This window comes from Stutzerimonas chloritidismutans, assembly GCF_020783375.1.
GTDB lineage: Bacteria > Pseudomonadota > Gammaproteobacteria > Pseudomonadales > Pseudomonadaceae > Stutzerimonas > Stutzerimonas kunmingensis.
In genome coordinates this window covers 4374061-4390961 of record NZ_CP086067.1, presented here as the reverse complement: position 1 = coordinate 4390961, position 16901 = coordinate 4374061, and the positions used below count along the sequence as shown (strand labels likewise).

General features: G+C 64.8%; 14 protein-coding genes. 2 read left to right on the top strand and 12 right to left on the bottom strand.

The features are described from left to right. Positions 1–49 precede the first annotated feature (49 nt). The 5 genes from LLJ08_RS20600 to LLJ08_RS20580 form a co-directional block, all read right to left on the bottom strand. Entirely contained in the window at positions 50–1687 is a 1638-nt protein-coding gene (locus tag LLJ08_RS20600; protein ID WP_228207855.1) for a diguanylate cyclase, read from the bottom strand. After that, positions 1680–2066 carry a response regulator gene (locus tag LLJ08_RS20595; RefSeq protein WP_014822181.1) on the bottom strand — a complete coding sequence of 129 codons (387 nt, stop codon included), beginning with the start codon at positions 2064–2066 and terminating at the stop codon, positions 1680–1682. Before LLJ08_RS20595 ends, LLJ08_RS20600 begins: the two co-directional genes overlap by 8 nt. Then, positions 2066–4477 carry a PAS domain S-box protein gene (locus LLJ08_RS20590; protein WP_228207854.1) on the bottom strand — a complete coding sequence of 804 codons (2412 nt, stop codon included), beginning with the start codon at positions 4475–4477 and terminating at the stop codon, positions 2066–2068. Before LLJ08_RS20590 ends, LLJ08_RS20595 begins: the two co-directional genes overlap by 1 nt. A gap of 74 nt (positions 4478–4551) precedes the next feature. After that, positions 4552–4938 carry a response regulator gene (locus tag LLJ08_RS20585; protein ID WP_014822179.1) on the bottom strand — a complete coding sequence of 129 codons (387 nt, stop codon included), beginning with the start codon at positions 4936–4938 and terminating at the stop codon, positions 4552–4554. A 46-nt stretch (positions 4939–4984) separates the two neighbouring features. After that, a complete protein-coding gene (locus tag LLJ08_RS20580; RefSeq protein WP_228207853.1) occupies positions 4985–7948 on the bottom strand; it encodes a PAS domain S-box protein in 2964 nt (987 codons plus the stop codon). Between the two features lie 316 nt (positions 7949–8264). On the opposite strand from LLJ08_RS20580, the gene desA reads away from it, so the two are divergent. Both desA and LLJ08_RS20570 read left to right on the top strand, forming a co-directional pair. Next, positions 8265–9455 carry a delta-9 fatty acid desaturase DesA gene (gene desA, locus LLJ08_RS20575; RefSeq protein ID WP_125860732.1) on the top strand — a complete coding sequence of 397 codons (1191 nt, stop codon included), beginning with the start codon at positions 8265–8267 and terminating at the stop codon, positions 9453–9455. Positions 9456–9579: 124 nt separating this feature from the next. Beyond that, positions 9580–10578, top strand: a complete 999-nt coding sequence (locus LLJ08_RS20570) for a GGDEF domain-containing protein (RefSeq protein ID WP_041015512.1) — start codon at positions 9580–9582, stop codon at positions 10576–10578. A gap of 44 nt (positions 10579–10622) precedes the next feature. Here LLJ08_RS20570 and LLJ08_RS20565 read toward each other — a convergent pair whose 3' ends face one another. The 7 genes from LLJ08_RS20565 to LLJ08_RS20535 all read right to left on the bottom strand — a co-directional run bounded on the left by LLJ08_RS20565 (position 10623) and on the right by LLJ08_RS20535 (position 16820). Continuing rightward, positions 10623–11003, bottom strand: a complete 381-nt coding sequence (locus LLJ08_RS20565) for a hypothetical protein (RefSeq protein ID WP_228207852.1) — start codon at positions 11001–11003, stop codon at positions 10623–10625. 80 nt (positions 11004–11083) lie between these two features. Next, a complete protein-coding gene (locus LLJ08_RS20560) occupies positions 11084–11683 on the bottom strand; it encodes a lytic murein transglycosylase (protein WP_228207851.1) in 600 nt (199 codons plus the stop codon). A 115-nt stretch (positions 11684–11798) separates the two neighbouring features. Beyond that, on the bottom strand, positions 11799–12476 hold the full coding sequence (locus LLJ08_RS20555) for a hypothetical protein (protein WP_228207850.1): 678 nt from the start codon (positions 12474–12476) through the stop codon (positions 11799–11801). Positions 12477–12526: 50 nt separating this feature from the next. Next, entirely contained in the window at positions 12527–13642 is a 1116-nt protein-coding gene (gene aguA / locus LLJ08_RS20550) for an agmatine deiminase (protein WP_228207849.1), read from the bottom strand. A 65-nt stretch (positions 13643–13707) separates the two neighbouring features. Next, a complete protein-coding gene (aguB, locus tag LLJ08_RS20545; RefSeq protein WP_014822172.1) occupies positions 13708–14589 on the bottom strand; it encodes an N-carbamoylputrescine amidase in 882 nt (293 codons plus the stop codon). Between the two features lie 132 nt (positions 14590–14721). Beyond that, positions 14722–15372, bottom strand: a complete 651-nt coding sequence (locus LLJ08_RS20540) for a TetR/AcrR family transcriptional regulator (protein WP_228207848.1) — start codon at positions 15370–15372, stop codon at positions 14722–14724. 74 nt (positions 15373–15446) lie between these two features. Then, on the bottom strand, positions 15447–16820 hold the full coding sequence (locus LLJ08_RS20535) for a glutamine synthetase family protein (protein ID WP_014822170.1): 1374 nt from the start codon (positions 16818–16820) through the stop codon (positions 15447–15449). Positions 16821–16901 lie beyond the last annotated feature (81 nt).

The window sequence follows — 16901 nt, the reverse complement described above, 5'->3', positions numbered from 1 at the left end:
GTCAGACCTGCACGAACCACAGCGGTTCGCCGCCGAAAGGGCCGGGCGCTCAGCGCTGGGCGATCTGCACCTGGTTGCGGCCGTTGTGCTTGGCCACGTACAGCGCCTGGTCGGCATGCTCGAGCAGCAGGCCGGAGGCGCTGTGGCCGTCGGTCTCGCAGATGCCGGCACTGAAGGTCACGCGGAATTCCTGGTCGCCGGCATTGAAGCTCAGCGCGGCGAAGCGCACACGGATTTCGTCGAAGATGCGTCGGGCCTGCAGGGCCGCGCATTCGGGCAGCACGGCGACGAACTCCTCGCCCCCGTAGCGGCCGAGGCTGTCGATACGCCGCAGACGCTGACGCAGCAGGTTGGCCAGGGCGCGGATCACGTTGTCGCCGGCGGCGTGCCCGTAGGTGTCGTTGATCTGCTTGAAATGATCGAGGTCGAGCATCACCACGCTGGCGGGTTTGCCGGTGCGGGTGGTGCGCTGCACTTCCAACGCCAGCTGTTCCTTGATATCGGCGTGCTTGAGCAGGCCGGTCAGGCTGTCGCGGGCCAGCGCCGTACTCAGCGAGCGCGCACGCTGGGCGTGGGAATACACCGCGGCCACCAGCGCGGTATCGCTGATCGGCTTGGTGATGAAATCGTCGCCGGCCTTGAGCAGCGCCGCCATCTGCCGGTGGGTATCGGTCTCGGCGGAAAGGTAGATGATGGTCACCCGCAGCCATTCGTCATGCAGGCGGATCATCTGCGCCAGCTCTGGCCCCGAGCAGTCCGGCATGTTGACGTCCAGCAGCAACACCTCGGGGTTGAAGCTGCGCATGGTCTCCAGCACGCGGGTCGGTTCGGTAAGGATCTGCACCTGCATCTGCGCGTTGCGCAGCACCAGGCTGTAGCGTGCTGCCAGCTCGGCGTCGTCATCGACGATCAGCACGCGGAAGGGTTCGCCCTGCTGCCGATCGAGGCAGCGCTCCAGGCTGTTCTCCAGCTGGGTGATATCCAGCGGGCGGACGAAGAAGCCCTGGGCGCCGGCACGCACCGCGGCCAGCTGGCTGGCGAAATCGGCCCGGTCGTGGATGACCAGCAGCGGTAGTGGTTGCTCGAGGCCTTGCTGCAGAGCGGTCAGCGCCTCGAAATCGCCTTCTTGTTCCACGCTGACGATCAGCGCGTCGGGCAGTTCATCGGCCACGGCCTCTTGCAATGCGGCGAAGTTGGGCCACTGGCTGACCAGATAACCGAAGTTGCGCAGGGTCACCGCCATGCTGGCGCCCGCGACCGGATCGGCCTTCATCAGGTAGATGCGACAGCCGGGTGCAGGCTCCTCGTGGTGCTCGGGCAGTTCCGCCGCGCCGTCGCGTTCCTGGCCGGGGGTTTCGCTGGCCAACTGCAGCACCGCGCGGGCGAAGGCTTCGGCCGCGCGGCTGCCGGGCTTGGCCGAATCCAGCCAGCGATCGGCGCGCTGCTCCAGCTGCCTGGCGCGCTCCCCGAGCTTGGCGAAGCCGAAGGTGCCGGCGGCACCGGCCAGCCGATGCAGGCGCTCGCGGATGCTCAGCATCACCAGCCGACGGCTGGCGGTGGCACGGGTCTGCTGCAGGTCCTGGGCGAGCGCGGCGAGGTCGGTCAGGTCGGCCTGCAGGCGCTCGCCGAACTGCTGTTCCAGCTGCGCCAGCTGCTCCTGCAGCACCAGGCGGGTGCGATCATCCATGCTCGGCCTCCCAGATCTGCCGCAACTGGGTGGCAAGTTGCAGCGGGTCGAAGGGCTTGCCCAGCACCTGGCGCACGCCGAGCTGACGCAACTCCTGCAGCCGTTCGGGCTGCAGATGGCCGGTGAGAAACACCACCGGCGTCTGCTGCAGGTCGACCAGATCGGCCAGTTGGCGAACCAGCTCGATGCCGTCCATCTGCGGGAGCATCACATCGAGCAGGATCAGGTCCGGAGCGAAGGCCTGCACCTGGTCGAGCGCGGCTTGGCCGGACTGACAGCTGAGCACTTCGAAGCCGCCGAGCTTTTCCAGAGCAATGCGCGTCACTACCTGGATGGACGGTACGTCTTCGACGTGCAGGATGCGCTTGAGCTGTTTCATCACGGGCTCTCCTTGGCCTGGTCTTGTGCGGGTAGTTCGAACCAGAAGCAGGCGCCCTGGCCGGGCTCGGATTCGAAGCCGATCTGCCCGCCCATGTGCTCGATCAGCTCCTTGCTGATCGCCAGGCCCAGCCCGGTTCCGCCTTGCTGGCGGCTGTCGGACGAGTCGGCCTGGGCGAACTTCTGGAATACCCGCGCACGAAATTCATCGGAAATTCCCGGGCCCTGGTCTCGGACGCTGACCCGTACCCGGCCGTCACTGACCCGCGCCGACAGCTCGACCCGTTCTCCGGCAGGGGAAAACTTCGCTGCATTGGACAGCAGGTTGCTCAATACCTGCTGCAGGCGCATGGCATCGACCGTCACGCTCACTGCCGGGCAGGCGCCGAGGTGCAGCTGCACGCCATGCCGTTCGGCGTAGCTGCCGTTGCTGCGCAGGGCCAGCTCCAGCTGGGGTTGCAGCGCTTGTTCGAGCATGTCGAAGCGCATCTTGCCGGCGTGCAGCTTGTCCATGTCCAGCAGGTCGTCGATCAGCGCGCTCAGGCGCTGGCTGTTCTGCTGGGCGATCTCCAGCAGTTCGTGCATCGACTCGGGCACTTCGCCCATGACGTTCGAGCAGATCAGCGCCAGCGCGCCGGTGATGGAGGTCAGCGGCGTGCGCAGCTCATGACTGACGGTGGAGATGAACTCGCGCTGCAGGCGTTCGATGCGCTTGCGTTCGGTGATGTCGTGCAGCACGACGACCGCGCCCATTCGCTGGCCATCGGAGGTGTACAGCGGGTCGGCGTTGGACAGTACGTGCCGCGGTGCGCCATTGCTCAGCAGTACCATCTCGTGGTCGATGACGTGCTCGCCATTGAGGGCGCGGCGCAGCGGAATCTCTTCGGGTTCCAGCGGGGTGACGCCATCGGCGCGGTACAACCGGTAATGGCGGGCCCATTCGCTCGGCGATAACGGGGCGACATCGGCGCCATGCCACTGCTTGGCCTTCTCGTTGAACAGGGTCAGATTGCCCTCGGCATCACAGGCGATCACCGCTTCGCTCAGCGCCTCGAGCAAGCGCCGGTTCATTTCCTGCTGCTTGTCCAGCTCCAGCTGCTCGGCCTTGCGCGCGGTGATATCGGTAACGAAGCCGTGCCAGAGCACCGAGCCGTCGACCTGCTGCAGCGGGGTTGCCCGCGCCTCGACCCAGATCAGCCCCTTGTGCGGGTGCTCGACACGGTGCTCGCTGTGCCAGGGCGTGAGTTCACGAGCCGCCTGGCGGATGCTGAGCAACAGGGCGCTGCGGTCGGGGCCGTGGACCCGGCCGACGATCGGCGCAAAGCTGCTGGCCAGCTGCGCCGGGCTGAGCCCGTAGATCTGCTCGACCCCTTCACTGACATAGGGAAAGCACGCCGGCCCATCGGCGCGCCAGTGGAACTGGAAGAGCATGCCCGGGACCTGCGCGGCGATCTGCTGCAGGCGCAGTTGCAGCTGCTCCTGATAGGCCAGGTCGTAGGCGTTGATCAGGTAGCCGCGCAGGTGCTCCTGCTCGTCATGGATCGCAGTCACGCCCAGCAGCACCGGCACCTCGTTGCCGTTCTGGTGGCGCAGGCGCCATTCGGACATGTCGCGCCGCCCGCGGTGAAGCGGCGCGGTCAGCACCGAGAAATCGGCCTCGAGCGGCATCTGCAATTCGCTGGAAAGCAGCAGCGCCCGGCGCTGCAGTGCCTCCGGGCAGAACAGCGCGGCGGTCAGCGGATGGCCGACCAGCGCCTGTTCGCTGTAGCCGAGCAGACGCTCGGCGGTCGGGTTGACGCTGGTGACGACGCCGTCAGGTCGGGTCACCAGTACCGCGCTGGAGGCACTGTCGAGGATGGCCTGTTGCAGCGCCGCCTGCTCGGCGTGGCGGTGCGCCAGCAGATGCTGTTCGAACAGGCGGATCACCTGGCGTCCGAGGCGCTCCAGGGTCTCGCGCTGTTCCGCGCTGAGCCGCCGCGGCTGGCGGTCGATCACGCACAGGGTGCCGAGGTTGTAGCCATCCGGCGAGGTCAGCGGCGTGCCGGCGTAGAAGCGGATCTGCGGGTCGCCGAGCACCAGCGGGTTGTTGCAAAAACGCGGGTCCTGCAGCGTATCCGGTACCTCGAAGATCTCGTCGCCGGCGATGGTGAAGGTGCAGAAGGAGATCTCCCGCGAGGTCTCGCTGACGTCGAGGCCGACCCGGCTCTTGAACCACTGGCGGCGGTCGTCGACCAGCGAGATCAGCGCGATCGGCGTGTCGCACATCTGCGCGGCAAGCGCTGTGAAGTCATCGAAGGCGCTGTCCTCGGGCGTGTCGAGGATTTCGTAGCGCAGCAACGCTGCCAGGCGTGACAGCTCGCGCGGCTGGGCGGTCGATGGCATCGGCGTCGTGCTTTGTTGCGGTGACTCCATCGTCGCGCCTTGCTGGTTCGGTGGGGGGCGTCCGGTCGGCAGCGTTTCACGACCGGGGGATTAAGCAGTTCTGCCTAGTATCGGCCACTCAGCCAGATGCTGCGAATCTGCTCGGCCAGCTGCATCGGGTCGAACGGCTTGACGATCACGTCGCGCGCGCCCAGCTTGCGCAGGTGCTCGATCTCGCTCGGCTGCACCTTGGCGGTCATGAATGTTACCGGAATCCGTTCCAGGTCGATGCGCTCGCGCAGCCTGAGCAGCGTCTGCGGGCCGTCCATGCCCGGCATCATCACGTCCAGCAGGATGAAGTCGGGGGCGAAGGCTTCGACTTCCTCCAGCGCCTGTGCGCCAGAGGAGCAGGACAGCACCTCGTATCCGCCAACGGCCTCCAGGGCCAGTTTGGTCACCGCCTGAATCGACGGATCGTCTTCAACGTGCAGGATGCGCCTTAGCTCGGCCATTGTGCCTCCGGGGGTCGTTTGCGTGCGCGTCCGCTTAACGGAAGCATCAGGATCGATCTTGCGCCAGCGGCGCGACTGGTAATTCGCACCAGAAACAGGCGCCTTCGCCAGGCTCGGAATCGAAACCGATCCGGCCGTGCATGTGTTCGATCAGTTCCTTGCTGATGGCCAGGCCCAGGCCGGTGCCTTCCTTCTGGCGGCTGTCGGAGGAATCGGCCTGGGAGAATTTCTGGAAGATTCGTGTGTGGAATTCAGGGGCGATGCCCGGTCCCTGATCGCGTACCGAGATTCGCACCCAGTCATCGCGTCGCTCGCTGCCGAGCGTAACGGTGCCACCCTGCGGCGAGAATTTGACCGCATTGGAGATGAGATTGGCCAGTACCTGCTGCAACCGGTCGTCGTCTGCCATCAGCTGCACGTCCGGCGCGGGCAGCAGCTCCAGCGTGACGCCATGCTTGCTGGCGTAGCCCTGATTGGCGGCGATTGCCTGTTGCAGCTGCGCCGGCAGCGCATGCGCGCGCAGGTCGAGGGTCATCTTGCCGGCGACCAGCTTGTCCATGTCCAGCAGGTCGTCCACCAGGCGCCCCAGGCGCAGGCTGTTCTGGTGGGCGATGCTTATCATCTGGCGCATGTTTGGCGAGGGTTCGCCCAAGGCACCGCCGACGATCAGGCCGAGGGCACCGGAGATCGAGGTCAGTGGCGTACGCAGCTCGTGGCTGACGATGGACACCAGTTCGCTCTTCATCCGCTCGATGCGCTTGCGTTCGGTGATGTCGCGCACCAGGCCGATGAATCGGCGCTCGCCGTGGTGGTTGATCTGCGACACGCGCAACTCGATGGTGAAGGTTTCGCCGGTACGCCGCAGGGCGGTGAGTTCGCGGTTCTGTTCCAGCGCGCGAGGAATGCCGCGTCTTTCGTAGGTCTCCAGATAGCCGTCGTGGGCGGAGCGGTCCGGTTCGGGCATGAGCATCGACAGGTTGCGGCCGATGACCTCCGCGGCGCTGTAGCCGAAGATCTGTTCGGCGGCATGGTTGAAGGTTTCGATGATGCCGCGGGCGTCGATGATGATGATGGCGTCGATCACGTTGTCGATCAGCATGCTCAGGTAGCGCTCGCGCTCCTGCATCTCTTCCTTGGCCAGCGCCTGATCGGTGACATCCCAGATGAAACCGTCGCACCAGCCCACCGGGTCGTCACGCTCGTGCAGGACGCGGGCTTTTTCCCGCACGTAGACGGTGCGGCCTTCGGCATTGGTGAGTCGGTAGATGCCCTCGAAGGTGTCCTGCTCGGCGTGTTGCCGGGCCAGCTCGAGGTCGTCTGGGTGGATCAGGCTGGCGTAGCTGCGCACGCGGTCGCCGACGAAATCGCTGGCCGGGTAGCCGGTCAGGCGTTCGATGCCGTCGCTCAGGTAGCTCATGCGCCGGCGGCCGTCGTTGCGGCAGCGGTAGACCACGCCCGGGAGGTTGCTGACCATGGCGCGGTAACGGCTCTCGCTCTTCTGCAGCGCGCGGGTGGCTTCCATCAGTTCGGTGATCTCGGTGACGAAGCCGTGCCAGAGCACGGTGCCGTCAGGGCGTCGCTCGGCGGTGGCACGTCCCTCGGCCCAGAGCAGACCGCGTTGCGGATGCTGGATGCGGAACTCCACCGAGCCGGTTGTCGACCCAGCAGCCACACGCAGCAGCGCGGCTTTCAGGCGTGGCAGGTCCTGCGGGTGAACGTGCACCAGGGCCTGGGAAGCATCTTCCAGTAGCCGCTGCGGGTCGATGCCGTAGAGGTCGCGTGCGCCCTCGCTGGCATAGAGAAAGGCATAGCGGCCGTTGGCGAAGCGCTTGAGCTGGAAAACCACACCGGGCAGCAGGCTGGCGATCTTCTGTGCGCGGTCGAGCAGGCGCTGGCGGCGTCGGCCCTGCTGTTGCTGGCTGAACTGATGCTGCAGCTGCGCGCCGATGCGCCGTTGCAGCAGTACCGCCAGGGTCAACAGCAGCGCCTCGGCGATCAGCCAGGCCAGACTCCATTTGATCAGCAGCCGGCGCTCGGCCTGTTGGTGCTCCTGCTGCATCGCGGTGATGTCGCGCCAGACCAGCGCCGCTGCCAGCAGCGGCGCCGATGGCTGGGCCCGACGGTCGCTGTGCAGGGGAATCTGATTGAGCATATAGGTGCGGCCGTCGGCACTCAGCAGGCGCAAGGCCAGGCCGCTCTCCGGCTCGGGCAGCATGCTCTGCTGCGCCCAGTGCAGAATCTGTGTCGCCGAATGTTCGATCAGCAGCCAGTCGCCGTCGCTGCGCAGTTGCACGCCGCTGGGGGCTTCCACGTCTGCCGCCTGCAGTGCCTGGCGATTGACCACCAGCGCCAGTCCGGCAGCCAGCTGATCGCCCAGCTCGGGCAATTCCGGCAGCACGTTGTAGCCGACTTCCAGGGCGCCGATGATCTCGCCGGACTCGCTGTCGGTGGCACGCAAAGGAACGATGGCGCGACTGCTGGCGCCGAGCGCATTGACCTCCATGCCGTACTGCATGCTGCCTTCGCTCATCGCGCGGCGCAGCATCGGGCGCTGCGCCGCCATTGCGTCACCGAAGCGCTCCGGTTGCTGCATGCGCAGCAGGGCGACCCCAGCGTCGCTCCAGAAGATCTGCAACTGCAACGCGCCGTGGCGTTGCATGGCGCTCCAGGCCGGGCTCAACGCGGCGCGCAGACGCTGACGTGCCAGCTCGATACGTGCATCGTCCATGGCCCGGCCATCACGTAGCGCCGTATCGATCTGGCGTACCTGGCGCAGCACTTCGGCATTGCCGGCCAGCGCCGTGGCGACCATGTCGGCCTGCCGCCGCTGATTGAGCTGCGCGCTCTGCAGTGCCAGGCTCTGCAGTTCGCCGTGGGTGTCGATTTCCAGGTGCCAGGCGGCATCGCGCGCGCGGTAGTCATTGAATGCCAGGCTACCGAACAGCAGCACGAGCAGCAGGCTGCCGAGCGTGAAGATCCAGTGGGGTGTGGTGATGCCGGCGTTCGTCATCGGCGGGCCGGCCAGAGGCGCGAGGTGCTGCGCTCGACGTACGACGTTTGCATGAGCCGCAACTTTCCAAGGCAAAAAAGAAACAATGATAGCTCTATGCCAGTACGGCCGATAGCGTCTTTCGGGAATGCACGTCAGCATGGCGCCACGTACCGAAGCGTAGCGATTGCAGCCGAATCTGGCTAAAAAATCACCAGCTTTTAGACGGTCGGTCGGGCTGTTTCCTAGACTCGCCGACGCCTGGTGTTAGGCTGAAGGCAGGTGGACGCCAGCGGACGTCGCTGGTGCACCGTTCTGCAAGAGGCACCCCGTTATCATGTGGCACACCGGTTTACTCGACCTGTCGGTCTGGCAACTCATCGCGACCACGCTGCTGCTGACTCACGTCACCATCGTCAGCGTCACGGTCTACCTGCACCGTTACTCGGCGCACCGCTCGCTGGAGCTGAATCCGGCACTCAAGCATTTCTTCCGCTTCTGGCTGTGGCTGACCACGGCGATGAACACCCGCGAGTGGACTGCCATCCATCGCAAGCACCACGCCAAATGCGAGACCCCCGACGATCCGCACAGCCCGGTACACAAGGGGCTGACTACGGTCGTGCGCAAGGGCGCCGAGCTGTACATGGAGGAGGCAAAGAACGAGGAAACCCTGCGTATCTATGGCAAGAACTGCCCGGACGACTGGATCGAGCGCAACCTCTATTCGCGTTTTCCCAATACCGGCATCGTGCTGATGCTGCTGATCGACCTGGCGCTGTTCGGCGCGCTCGGCCTCACTGTGTGGGCCGTGCAGATGATCTGGATTCCGTTTTGGGCCGCCGGTGTGGTCAATGGTCTCGGTCACGCGGTCGGCTATCGCAACTTCGAATGCCGTGATGCGGCGACCAACCTCGTGCCCTGGGGCATCCTCATCGGCGGCGAAGAGCTGCACAACAACCACCACACCTATCCGAACTCGGCCAAGCTGTCGGTGCGCAAATGGGAGTTCGACATGGGCTGGGCCTGGATTCGCCTGTTCAGCCTGCTGCGGCTGGCAAAGGTCAACCGTACTGCGCCGATCGCCCACCGCATCGAGGGCAAGCAGCAGCTGGACATGGACAGCGCCATGGCGATCCTCAACAACCGTTTCCAGATCATGGCGCAGTACCGAAAGCTGGTCATCGTGCCGCTGGTGCGCCAGGAACTGGGCCGCGCCGACGCCACGCTGCGTCATCAACTGCGCCGGGCCAAGCGTCTGCTGGCGCGGGAGCCGAGTCTGCTGCAGCAGGAACAGCAGGCGCACATCGACGACATGCTGGCGCAGAGCCAGTCGCTCAAGGTGATCTACGAGAAGCGTCTGGCGCTGCAGCAGATCTGGACGCGAACTAGCTCGAACGGCCACGAAATGCTGGCGGCGATCAAGCAGTGGGTGCACGAAGCGGAAGCCAGCGGCATCCAGTCGCTGCGCGAGTTCGCCGAGCATCTGCGCACCTATTCACTGCGCCCGTCGGTCGCCATCGCCTGACCTTCCATCGGCTCAAGCACAAGGCCTGCAGCCGGCCGGAACTTTGCTTCTGGCCGGCTCTCTGAACAGCATTCTCAACATGCAGTACCGTCGCAATCGCGACGGTCGTTTCAGGAAGAAGGCTATGCGGCTGGCGAGTAATCAGGGTGATTCGGGTATGGGCATGCTACCGGGCGGCGATGCGCAGACATTGCTGGCACTGATGCATGCGCGCGCGGAGGCTGCCCGCCTGGGCGAGCGCGAGCAACTGTTCAGCACCCTGCTGGGCGGCGTCAACGCCGTGCTCTGGGCGTTCGACTGGCAGGCGCAGCGGATGATCTACGTCAGCCCGGCCTACGAGCGCATCTTCGGTCGCTCGCCGGCCCTGCTGCTGGCCGATTACGGCGAGTGGCGCAATGCGATCTATCCGGATGACGTCGAGTTCGCGCAGAAGAGCATGCTCGCTGTGCTCGACGAGGGCGCGGTGGAAACCCGCGAGTACCGCATCATCCGTGGCGACGGGCAGTTGCGCTGGTTGAGCGACAAGTGTTTCCTCGGCCGCCGCGCCGATCGTGGCCAGGGCCCGATCATCGTGGGTATCGCCGAAGACATCACTGAGAAGAAGCAGCTCGAAGGCGAACTGCAGCGCCTGGCCACTACCGATGTGCTGACCCAGAGCAGCAACCGCCGGCACTTCTTCGAATGCGCCCGCGGCGAGTTCGAGCGGGCGCGGCAGTTTGCTTCCTCGCTGGCGTTTCTGCTGCTGGATATCGATGACTTCAAGCGCATCAACGACACCCACGGCCACCAGATGGGCGATCAGGTGCTGCAGAAGGTGGCCCGCTGCGGCGCCGCCGTGCTGCGCCAGAGCGACCTGTTCGGGCGTATCGGCGGTGAGGAATTCGCCGCGGTGCTGCCAGGCTGTCAGCCGGATCTGGCCGAACAGATCGCCGAACGCCTGCAGCGCGAGATCGAACGGGTGGTGTTCACCGCCGACAACGGCGAGCGTTTCCGCGTCACTGCCAGCCTGGGCCTGACCTACCTGAAAGCCAGCGATCCCGAGCTGAGCAGCGTGTTCGCCCGCGCCGACGCGGCGATGTACACCGCCAAGCGCCTGGGCAAGAACCAGGTCATCGTCGGCTAATTTCGGCGGGCTGGCCGGGCTGGCTTGCCCGGCGCGCTCTGCCGTCACTGGCCAAGTTGCTGCCCGAAGCTCTCCATCTGCTGCTTGAACTCGGTGCATTTGGCCTGACGCTCGGACGCGGGGACATCCGTCCACTTTGCCTCGCTCTCCTTGACGCCGTCGGCAAAGGCCGTATCGAAAGTTGCCGGGTCCATCCCGGCGCGGGTCGCCTGGGTTTTTTGCTGCTCTCTATGCTCGGCAAGTTTCTCGTCGGTGTAGTCGTCGCAGACTTTAGCTGTCACATGCATGGCGCCACCAAACTTGGCCAGCTGCGCGTGCATGTTGGTCATCATCTGTTGATTCGGCTCCTGCGCCTGAGTGGTCGAGCTGATCAGCGTGAGCGCTGCGGCGAGCGCCAGGGATGGCAGGTGGATGGCTGAAGACATGATTGCTCCTATGATCAGTACTTGTTTATTCGGTGCGTGGCGAGGCCTCAGTGGTTTCGGCCTGATGGTTGTGATTCGACTCAGCGAAGCATTCGGTGAATGGCAATGGCTGCCTCGATCGCCTGGTCGTTGGTGATGTACTCCATGCTCTCCACTTTCTGCAGGGCGATACCGGCAGCCGTAGCGGTGACGGTGACCCGGCCGACGACCACCTGAGGGCCGATGATCCCCAGCTGAGCGCTGGGGTCCATACGCTTGCTGACATCTACCACAAAGCCGCCGATGTCCTCGGCGCGGGCGTCGTCATGGACCATGCCCAGTTTGCGAAGCATCTGTTCGTCCGAGGGGGTTTCGTCGACAGAAATGGCGATGGAAAGGCCGCCGCCTTTGACTTGCTGGGAGATATCGCCTCTCTGCATATCCCGAGAAAGCCAGGAGCAGCTGATGCCATAGACGGTCACGTTGTCGTAACGGCCCCCATCGTCCTGATCCACTAGGGCCAGACCATCCAAAAGCGGCGTGAGTCGTGCCGCGATCCGTTCACACTTGGGCAGCTGCTCCAGCGTCGGAGCGGCATTAGCGGCCTTGGAAATGGATGCTGAGCCCTCTTCTTCGCTGCAGCCACTGGCTGCAAGGGCGAGCGACAGCAGCACGAACTGGACTGAACGGGGGATCGACAAGAGGTGTTTCCTGACGGGGCACTGGGATGTGTGACCGCACCAACGGTCAAGCGAACCCCAAATGTAGACCAGATCGACAGGGCTTCAAGTCAGCGGGGGCCTGCCGGCTCTGGCATCAGCGCGACTTGCGGTATACGTCGTCGAAACGCACGTTGAGCCCGCCGCAGCGGCTGTTATCGGTCACCACCAGATTGCCGGCGACATGCTGCAGGGTCACCTGGCAGTCGTACTCGTCATCGCCTTCGCTGATCTTCAGCAGGTCGTCGGAGGGACGACCATGGCCGGAGAATGCCCCGACATGAACGATTGGCTCTCCGTAGCTGTTGAGGCCGCCTTGCCACATGGCCTCGCCTTCAACGGCGAAGGGCCCGTCGGGGGAGGGCTGGGTAATGAGGATGCTGTTGCTACCCGCGATGGGGTGCCAGCGGCCGATCCAGTCGCCGGCCTTGGGTACCGGCGTAGCGTGGTCGGTACGGACGTGGTGCGCGGGCAGCCAGCCGACGAACTCGCGCTTGCTGGAGAAATACCAGGCGCAGGCCCAGCCATTCGTCTCCTTGCCGACCAGCAGCTTGTCACCATTCACCAGATAGGCGCGTCGGATGCAGTATTCCTGCTCCGGGCAGCCAACCGCGTCATCGCGAAAATGCACGGGTTGATCTGCATTGGCCACAACCTCCGCATGCCTTACCGCGCCGGCGAAGGCCGGAAAGAAGCCATTGCGGCAGGAATACGGCTCGATGGCCTGCGCTGATGGCGCCAGTAGCATGCATAGCAGGAAGGCTCTGATTCGCACGGTGCGCGGTCTCCTCATTACCGCCATGTTGACCCGCCCAGGGGGATCAACTACATGGCTGATCGGTTCAGCGGTGCCGGCTGCTGCTGGGTGATGCAGTGGATGTTGCCGCCGCCGAGGAGAATCTCGCGGCCAGGCACCATGACGACCCGGTGCTCCGGAAAGACCTGCGTCAGGATGCGCTCGGCTTCGGCGTCCAGCTGGTCGCCGAAGGCTGGGGCGATGATGCCTCCGTTGACGATGAGGAAGTTCACGTAGCTGCCCGCCAGACGTATCGACGGGTCGCGCGGCTGGCTGCCGTCCAGCGCGAGCACCCCGGCGCATTCTTCGGTGGTCGCGTGCAGCGGGCCGGGGATTGGCATCTTGTGCACCGTCAGCGTGCGGCCCTTGGCGTCGCGAACGCTCTGCAGCACGGCCATGGCCGCCTGACAGCGCTCGAAGTTGGGGTCGTTCGCATCGTCGGTCCAGGCCAGCAGTACTTCGCCCGGGCGCACGAAGCAGCAGAAGTTGTCGACGTGGCCGTCGGTTTCATCGTTGAACAGGCCGTGCGGCAGCCAGATGATGCTGTCGACCGCCAGCTGTTCCCGCAGCACGCTCTCGATCTGCTCGCGGGACAGATGCGGGTTGCGATTGCGATTGAGCAGGCATTCCTCGGTGGTGATCAGCGTGCCCTCGCCGTCGACGTGGATCGAGCCGCCCTCGAGCACGAAGCCCTCGGTGCGGTAGCGGTCGCAGTATTCGAGTTCGAGGATCTTGCGCGCCACTTCGTCGTCGCGCTGCCAGTCGGCATAGAGGCCGCCGTCTTCACCGCCCCAGGCGTTGAACGTCCAGTCGACGCCGCGCAGGCCGCCTTGGTCGTCGATGACGAAGGTCGGCCCGGTATCGCGCACCCAGGCGTCGTCGGTGCTCAGTTCCACCACGCGGATGCGCGGATCGTCCAGTGCCGCGCGGGCTGCGAGGTACTGCTCGGCGCTGGCGCAGACGGTAACCGGCTCGAAGCGTGCAATGGCCTTGGCGACAGCGGTGAACGCGGCCTGCGCGGGCGCGCCGTTGTTACGCCAGTTGTCCGGGCGTTGCGGCCAGACCATCCAGGTCTGGCTGTGCGGTGCCCATTCGGCGGGCATGAAGTAGCCATCGGTACGCGGCGTGGTGGTCAGGGTGGTCATCTGCATCTCTCATGAAGCGGGAAAGGACAGGCCTTTCCCGTGGTTCGTAGCGGCGGGCGCGCGGCTCACTCTGAAGGCTGCGAGCCGTCCAGGGTCCGGATCGAGCCGTAGAGATTCGGCCGGCGATCGCGGAACACGCCCCAGGCGCTGCGGATGTGTTCGAGCTGGTCGAGATCGAACTGGTGCACCAGCACGCCCTCGCTGGTTTCGTCCATTTCCTCGACCTTGGCCCCGAACTGGTCGGCGATGAACGACGAGCCGTAGAAGGTGATGTCGTAGCCGTCCTGCTCTTCGCGGCCGATGCGGTTGCTGGCGATCAGCGGCATCAGGTTGGCGCCGGCATGGCCCTGCTGCACGCGCTGCCAGTGGTCGCGCGAGGTGATGTTCGGGTCGTGCGGCTCGCTGCCGATGGCGGTCGGGTAGAACAGCAGTTCGGCGCCCATCAGCGCCATGCTGCGCGCGGTTTCGGGGAACCACTGATCCCAGCAGATGGCCACGCCGATTTTGGCGTAGCGGGTGTTCCACACCTTGAAGCCGGTGTCGCCCGGGTTGAAGTAGTACTTCTCGTGGTAGCCGGGGCCATCCGGAATGTGGCTCTTGCGGTAGACGCCGAGCAGCTTGCCGTCGGCATCGATGATGGCGATGGAATTGAAGCGGGCGCGTCCGGCCAGCTCGAAGAAGCTGATCGGCAGCACCACCTGCAGCTCGGCGGCGACCTTCTGGAAATGCTGGATGGCCGGGTTTTCCTCGACCGGCGTCGCCAGCTGCAGGTACTCGGCATTGGGCTTCTGGCAAAAGTAGGGCGTCTCGAACAGCTCCTGAATGAGGATGATCTGCGCGCCCTTGGCGGCGGCCTCGCGCACCAGCTTGTCGGCATTGGCGATGTTGGCCTGGCTATCCCAGGAACAGGCCATCTGGGTGGCGGCAACGGTAACGACTCGGGACATGGAAACCTCGCGGCTGCAGTTGAAAGGGCGACGGCTATCGAAAGCGCAAATTTATTCGATAGTTATCTGGATTGATAGGGGGCTGAACGCCGATGGAAAAGAAAGGGCTGACCGTTTATCGATATTTATCGGTCAGTGGCTCGGTGTTTCCCGCTTAGGCAGGCATGGCGGCAGATACAGGCCGAGATAGGCATCGAATACACGCAGGCCTTCCTCGGCCATGCGTGGCGTCAGGCTGCCGTACAGCTGTATGGATCGAGCATAGACGCGGTCGCCGAGTTCCACGGCCATGGCGAACACATCGATGTCCTGCGGCAGAGGCGGCAGGGCGAAATGTCGCTCGAACACGGCCTGCATCGCCTGGCCGAGTTCCAGGTCCAGGCGCTGATCGGTCTGCGTCACCTCGCCGAAGCCGTGCTGCACCAGGATCAGCTGGCGGGCGGCGCTGTCCTGTTCGTAGACCCCGAGCATGCGCTGTTCGATCAGCCGCGACAGGTCGCGCCAGCTGCTCAGGCTCTGGTGATCGATGGGCTGCTCGAGGCTGGCCCTGAACGTCGCGTGCACATCGGCCGTGAGCGCCGCGAGCAATGCCGGCACGCCGGAGAAGAAGTGGTAGACGGAGGAGGGCGGAATGCCGGCGCGCTCCGCCACCGCGTACACCGATAGCGTCGCGGCACCCTGCTCGGCGAGCAGTTCACGGGCGCTGGAGAGAATCTGGCGGATGCGCGCCTGGCTGCTGGCGCGCGGGCGGCGACTGGGCGTCGCGGGGCTGGGCTTGGTCATCGGCCTATTTGAAGCCAGCACGGCGGCGGATGCAAACCGCCGTGGCGGTCGCCCCGCTGCACGCGGGCCTGCGGCTAGACGGTATGCAGATACCAGTTGTACTCAAGGTCCGAGATCGAGTGCTCGAACTCGGCCAGTTCGCTTTCCTTGCAGGCGACGAAGATGTCGATGTAGTCCGGGCTGATGTAGCGCGCCATGATCTCGCTGTCGTCCAGCTCGCGCAGGGCGTCGCGCAGGTTGGTCGGCAGGCTCTGCTCGACCTGCTCGTAGGAGTTGCCCTCGATGGGGTCGTCCGGCTCGATCTTGTTGGTCAGGCCGTGGTGCACCCCGGCGAGGATGCCGGCGAGCAGCAGGTAGGGGTTAGCGTCGGCGCCGGCGACCCGATGTTCCACACGCACGGCGTCGGGGCTGTCGGTCGGCACGCGCAGCGCCACGGTGCGGTTGTCCATGCCCCAGCACGGCGCATTGGGCACGTAGAACTGGGCGCCGAAACGGCGATAGGAATTCACGTTGGGGCAGAGGAAGGCCATCGAGGCCGCCATGGTCTGCTGCAGGCCGCCGATGGCGTGACGCAGCGGCTCGCTGTCCAGCGGATTCTCTGTGGCGAATATGTTGTTGCCATTCTTGTCGAGCAGCGAGATATGCACGTGCAGCCCGTTGCCGGCCTGGCCCGGATAGGGCTTGGCCATGAAGGTGGTGTCCATCTCGTGGTCGTAGGCGATGTTCTTGATCAGGCGCTTGAGCAGCACCGCGTAATCGCACGCCTTGATCGGATCGGCGACGTGATGCAGGTTGACCTCGAACTGCGCCGGGGCGCTTTCCTTGACGATGGCGTCGGCCGGAATGCCCTGTTCCTTGGCGCCTTCGAGAATGTCCTGCAGGCAATCGACGTACTCGTCGAGATCGTCGATCAGATAGACCTGGGTCGAGTGCGGGCGCTTGCCGGAGATCGGCGAGCGCGGTGGCTGCGGCCGGCCGTTGATGTTCTCCTGATCGATCAGATAGAACTCGAGCTCGAAGGCGGCGCAGATGGTCAGGCCCAGCTCGTCGAACTTGCTCACCACCTGGCGCAAGACCTCGCGCGGGTCGGCGAAGAAGGGGTCGCCGTCGCGCTCGTGCATGGTCATCAGCAGCTGCGCAGTGGGACGCTTCTGCCAGGGTTCCTTGCACAGCGTGTTGGGGATCGGGAAACAGGTGCGGTCGGAGTCGCCGATATCCATGCCAAGGCCGGTGCTTTCAACGGTGATTCCGTTGATGTCGAGGGCGAACAGCGAAGCGGGGAGGTTGATGCCCTTTTCGTAGACCTTGTGCAGGCTGGCGCGCTCGATGCGCTTGCCGCGCACGACTCCATTCATGTCGGTGATCAGCAGATCGACGTACTGAACCTCCGGATGTTCCTTGAGAAATGCGTTAGCTTCGTTGAGCTGAACGGCACGCGGCGGGGCCATGATGAATTACCTTAATTGTTAAAAATTTCAATCATCAGATGCTTGTCTGGGAGTCAATCGAAAAGCCTGTTCACTGTCAAT

What these genes read in the sequence shown, in the direction of transcription:
- LLJ08_RS20540 (WP_228207848.1), bottom strand. Translation starts at nt 15,372, where the DNA reads ATGACCAAGCCCAGCCCCGCGACGCCCAGTCGCCGCCCGCGCGCCAGC.
- desA (WP_125860732.1), top strand. Translation starts at nt 8,265, where the DNA reads ATGTGGCACACCGGTTTACTCGACCTGTCGGTCTGGCAACTCATCGCG.
- LLJ08_RS20590 (WP_228207854.1), bottom strand. Translation starts at nt 4,477, where the DNA reads ATGGAGTCACCGCAACAAAGCACGACGCCGATGCCATCGACCGCCCAG.
- LLJ08_RS20535 (WP_014822170.1), bottom strand. Translation starts at nt 16,820, where the DNA reads ATGGCCCCGCCGCGTGCCGTTCAGCTCAACGAAGCTAACGCATTTCTC.
- LLJ08_RS20580 (WP_228207853.1), bottom strand. Translation starts at nt 7,948, where the DNA reads ATGACGAACGCCGGCATCACCACACCCCACTGGATCTTCACGCTCGGC.
- LLJ08_RS20595 (WP_014822181.1), bottom strand. Translation starts at nt 2,066, where the DNA reads ATGAAACAGCTCAAGCGCATCCTGCACGTCGAAGACGTACCGTCCATC.
- LLJ08_RS20585 (WP_014822179.1), bottom strand. Translation starts at nt 4,938, where the DNA reads ATGGCCGAGCTAAGGCGCATCCTGCACGTTGAAGACGATCCGTCGATT.
- LLJ08_RS20600 (WP_228207855.1), bottom strand. Translation starts at nt 1,687, where the DNA reads ATGGATGATCGCACCCGCCTGGTGCTGCAGGAGCAGCTGGCGCAGCTG.
- LLJ08_RS20565 (WP_228207852.1), bottom strand. Translation starts at nt 11,003, where the DNA reads ATGTCTTCAGCCATCCACCTGCCATCCCTGGCGCTCGCCGCAGCGCTC.
- aguB (WP_014822172.1), bottom strand. Translation starts at nt 14,589, where the DNA reads ATGTCCCGAGTCGTTACCGTTGCCGCCACCCAGATGGCCTGTTCCTGG.
- aguA (WP_228207849.1), bottom strand. Translation starts at nt 13,642, where the DNA reads ATGACCACCCTGACCACCACGCCGCGTACCGATGGCTACTTCATGCCC.
- LLJ08_RS20570 (WP_041015512.1), top strand. Translation starts at nt 9,580, where the DNA reads ATGCGGCTGGCGAGTAATCAGGGTGATTCGGGTATGGGCATGCTACCG.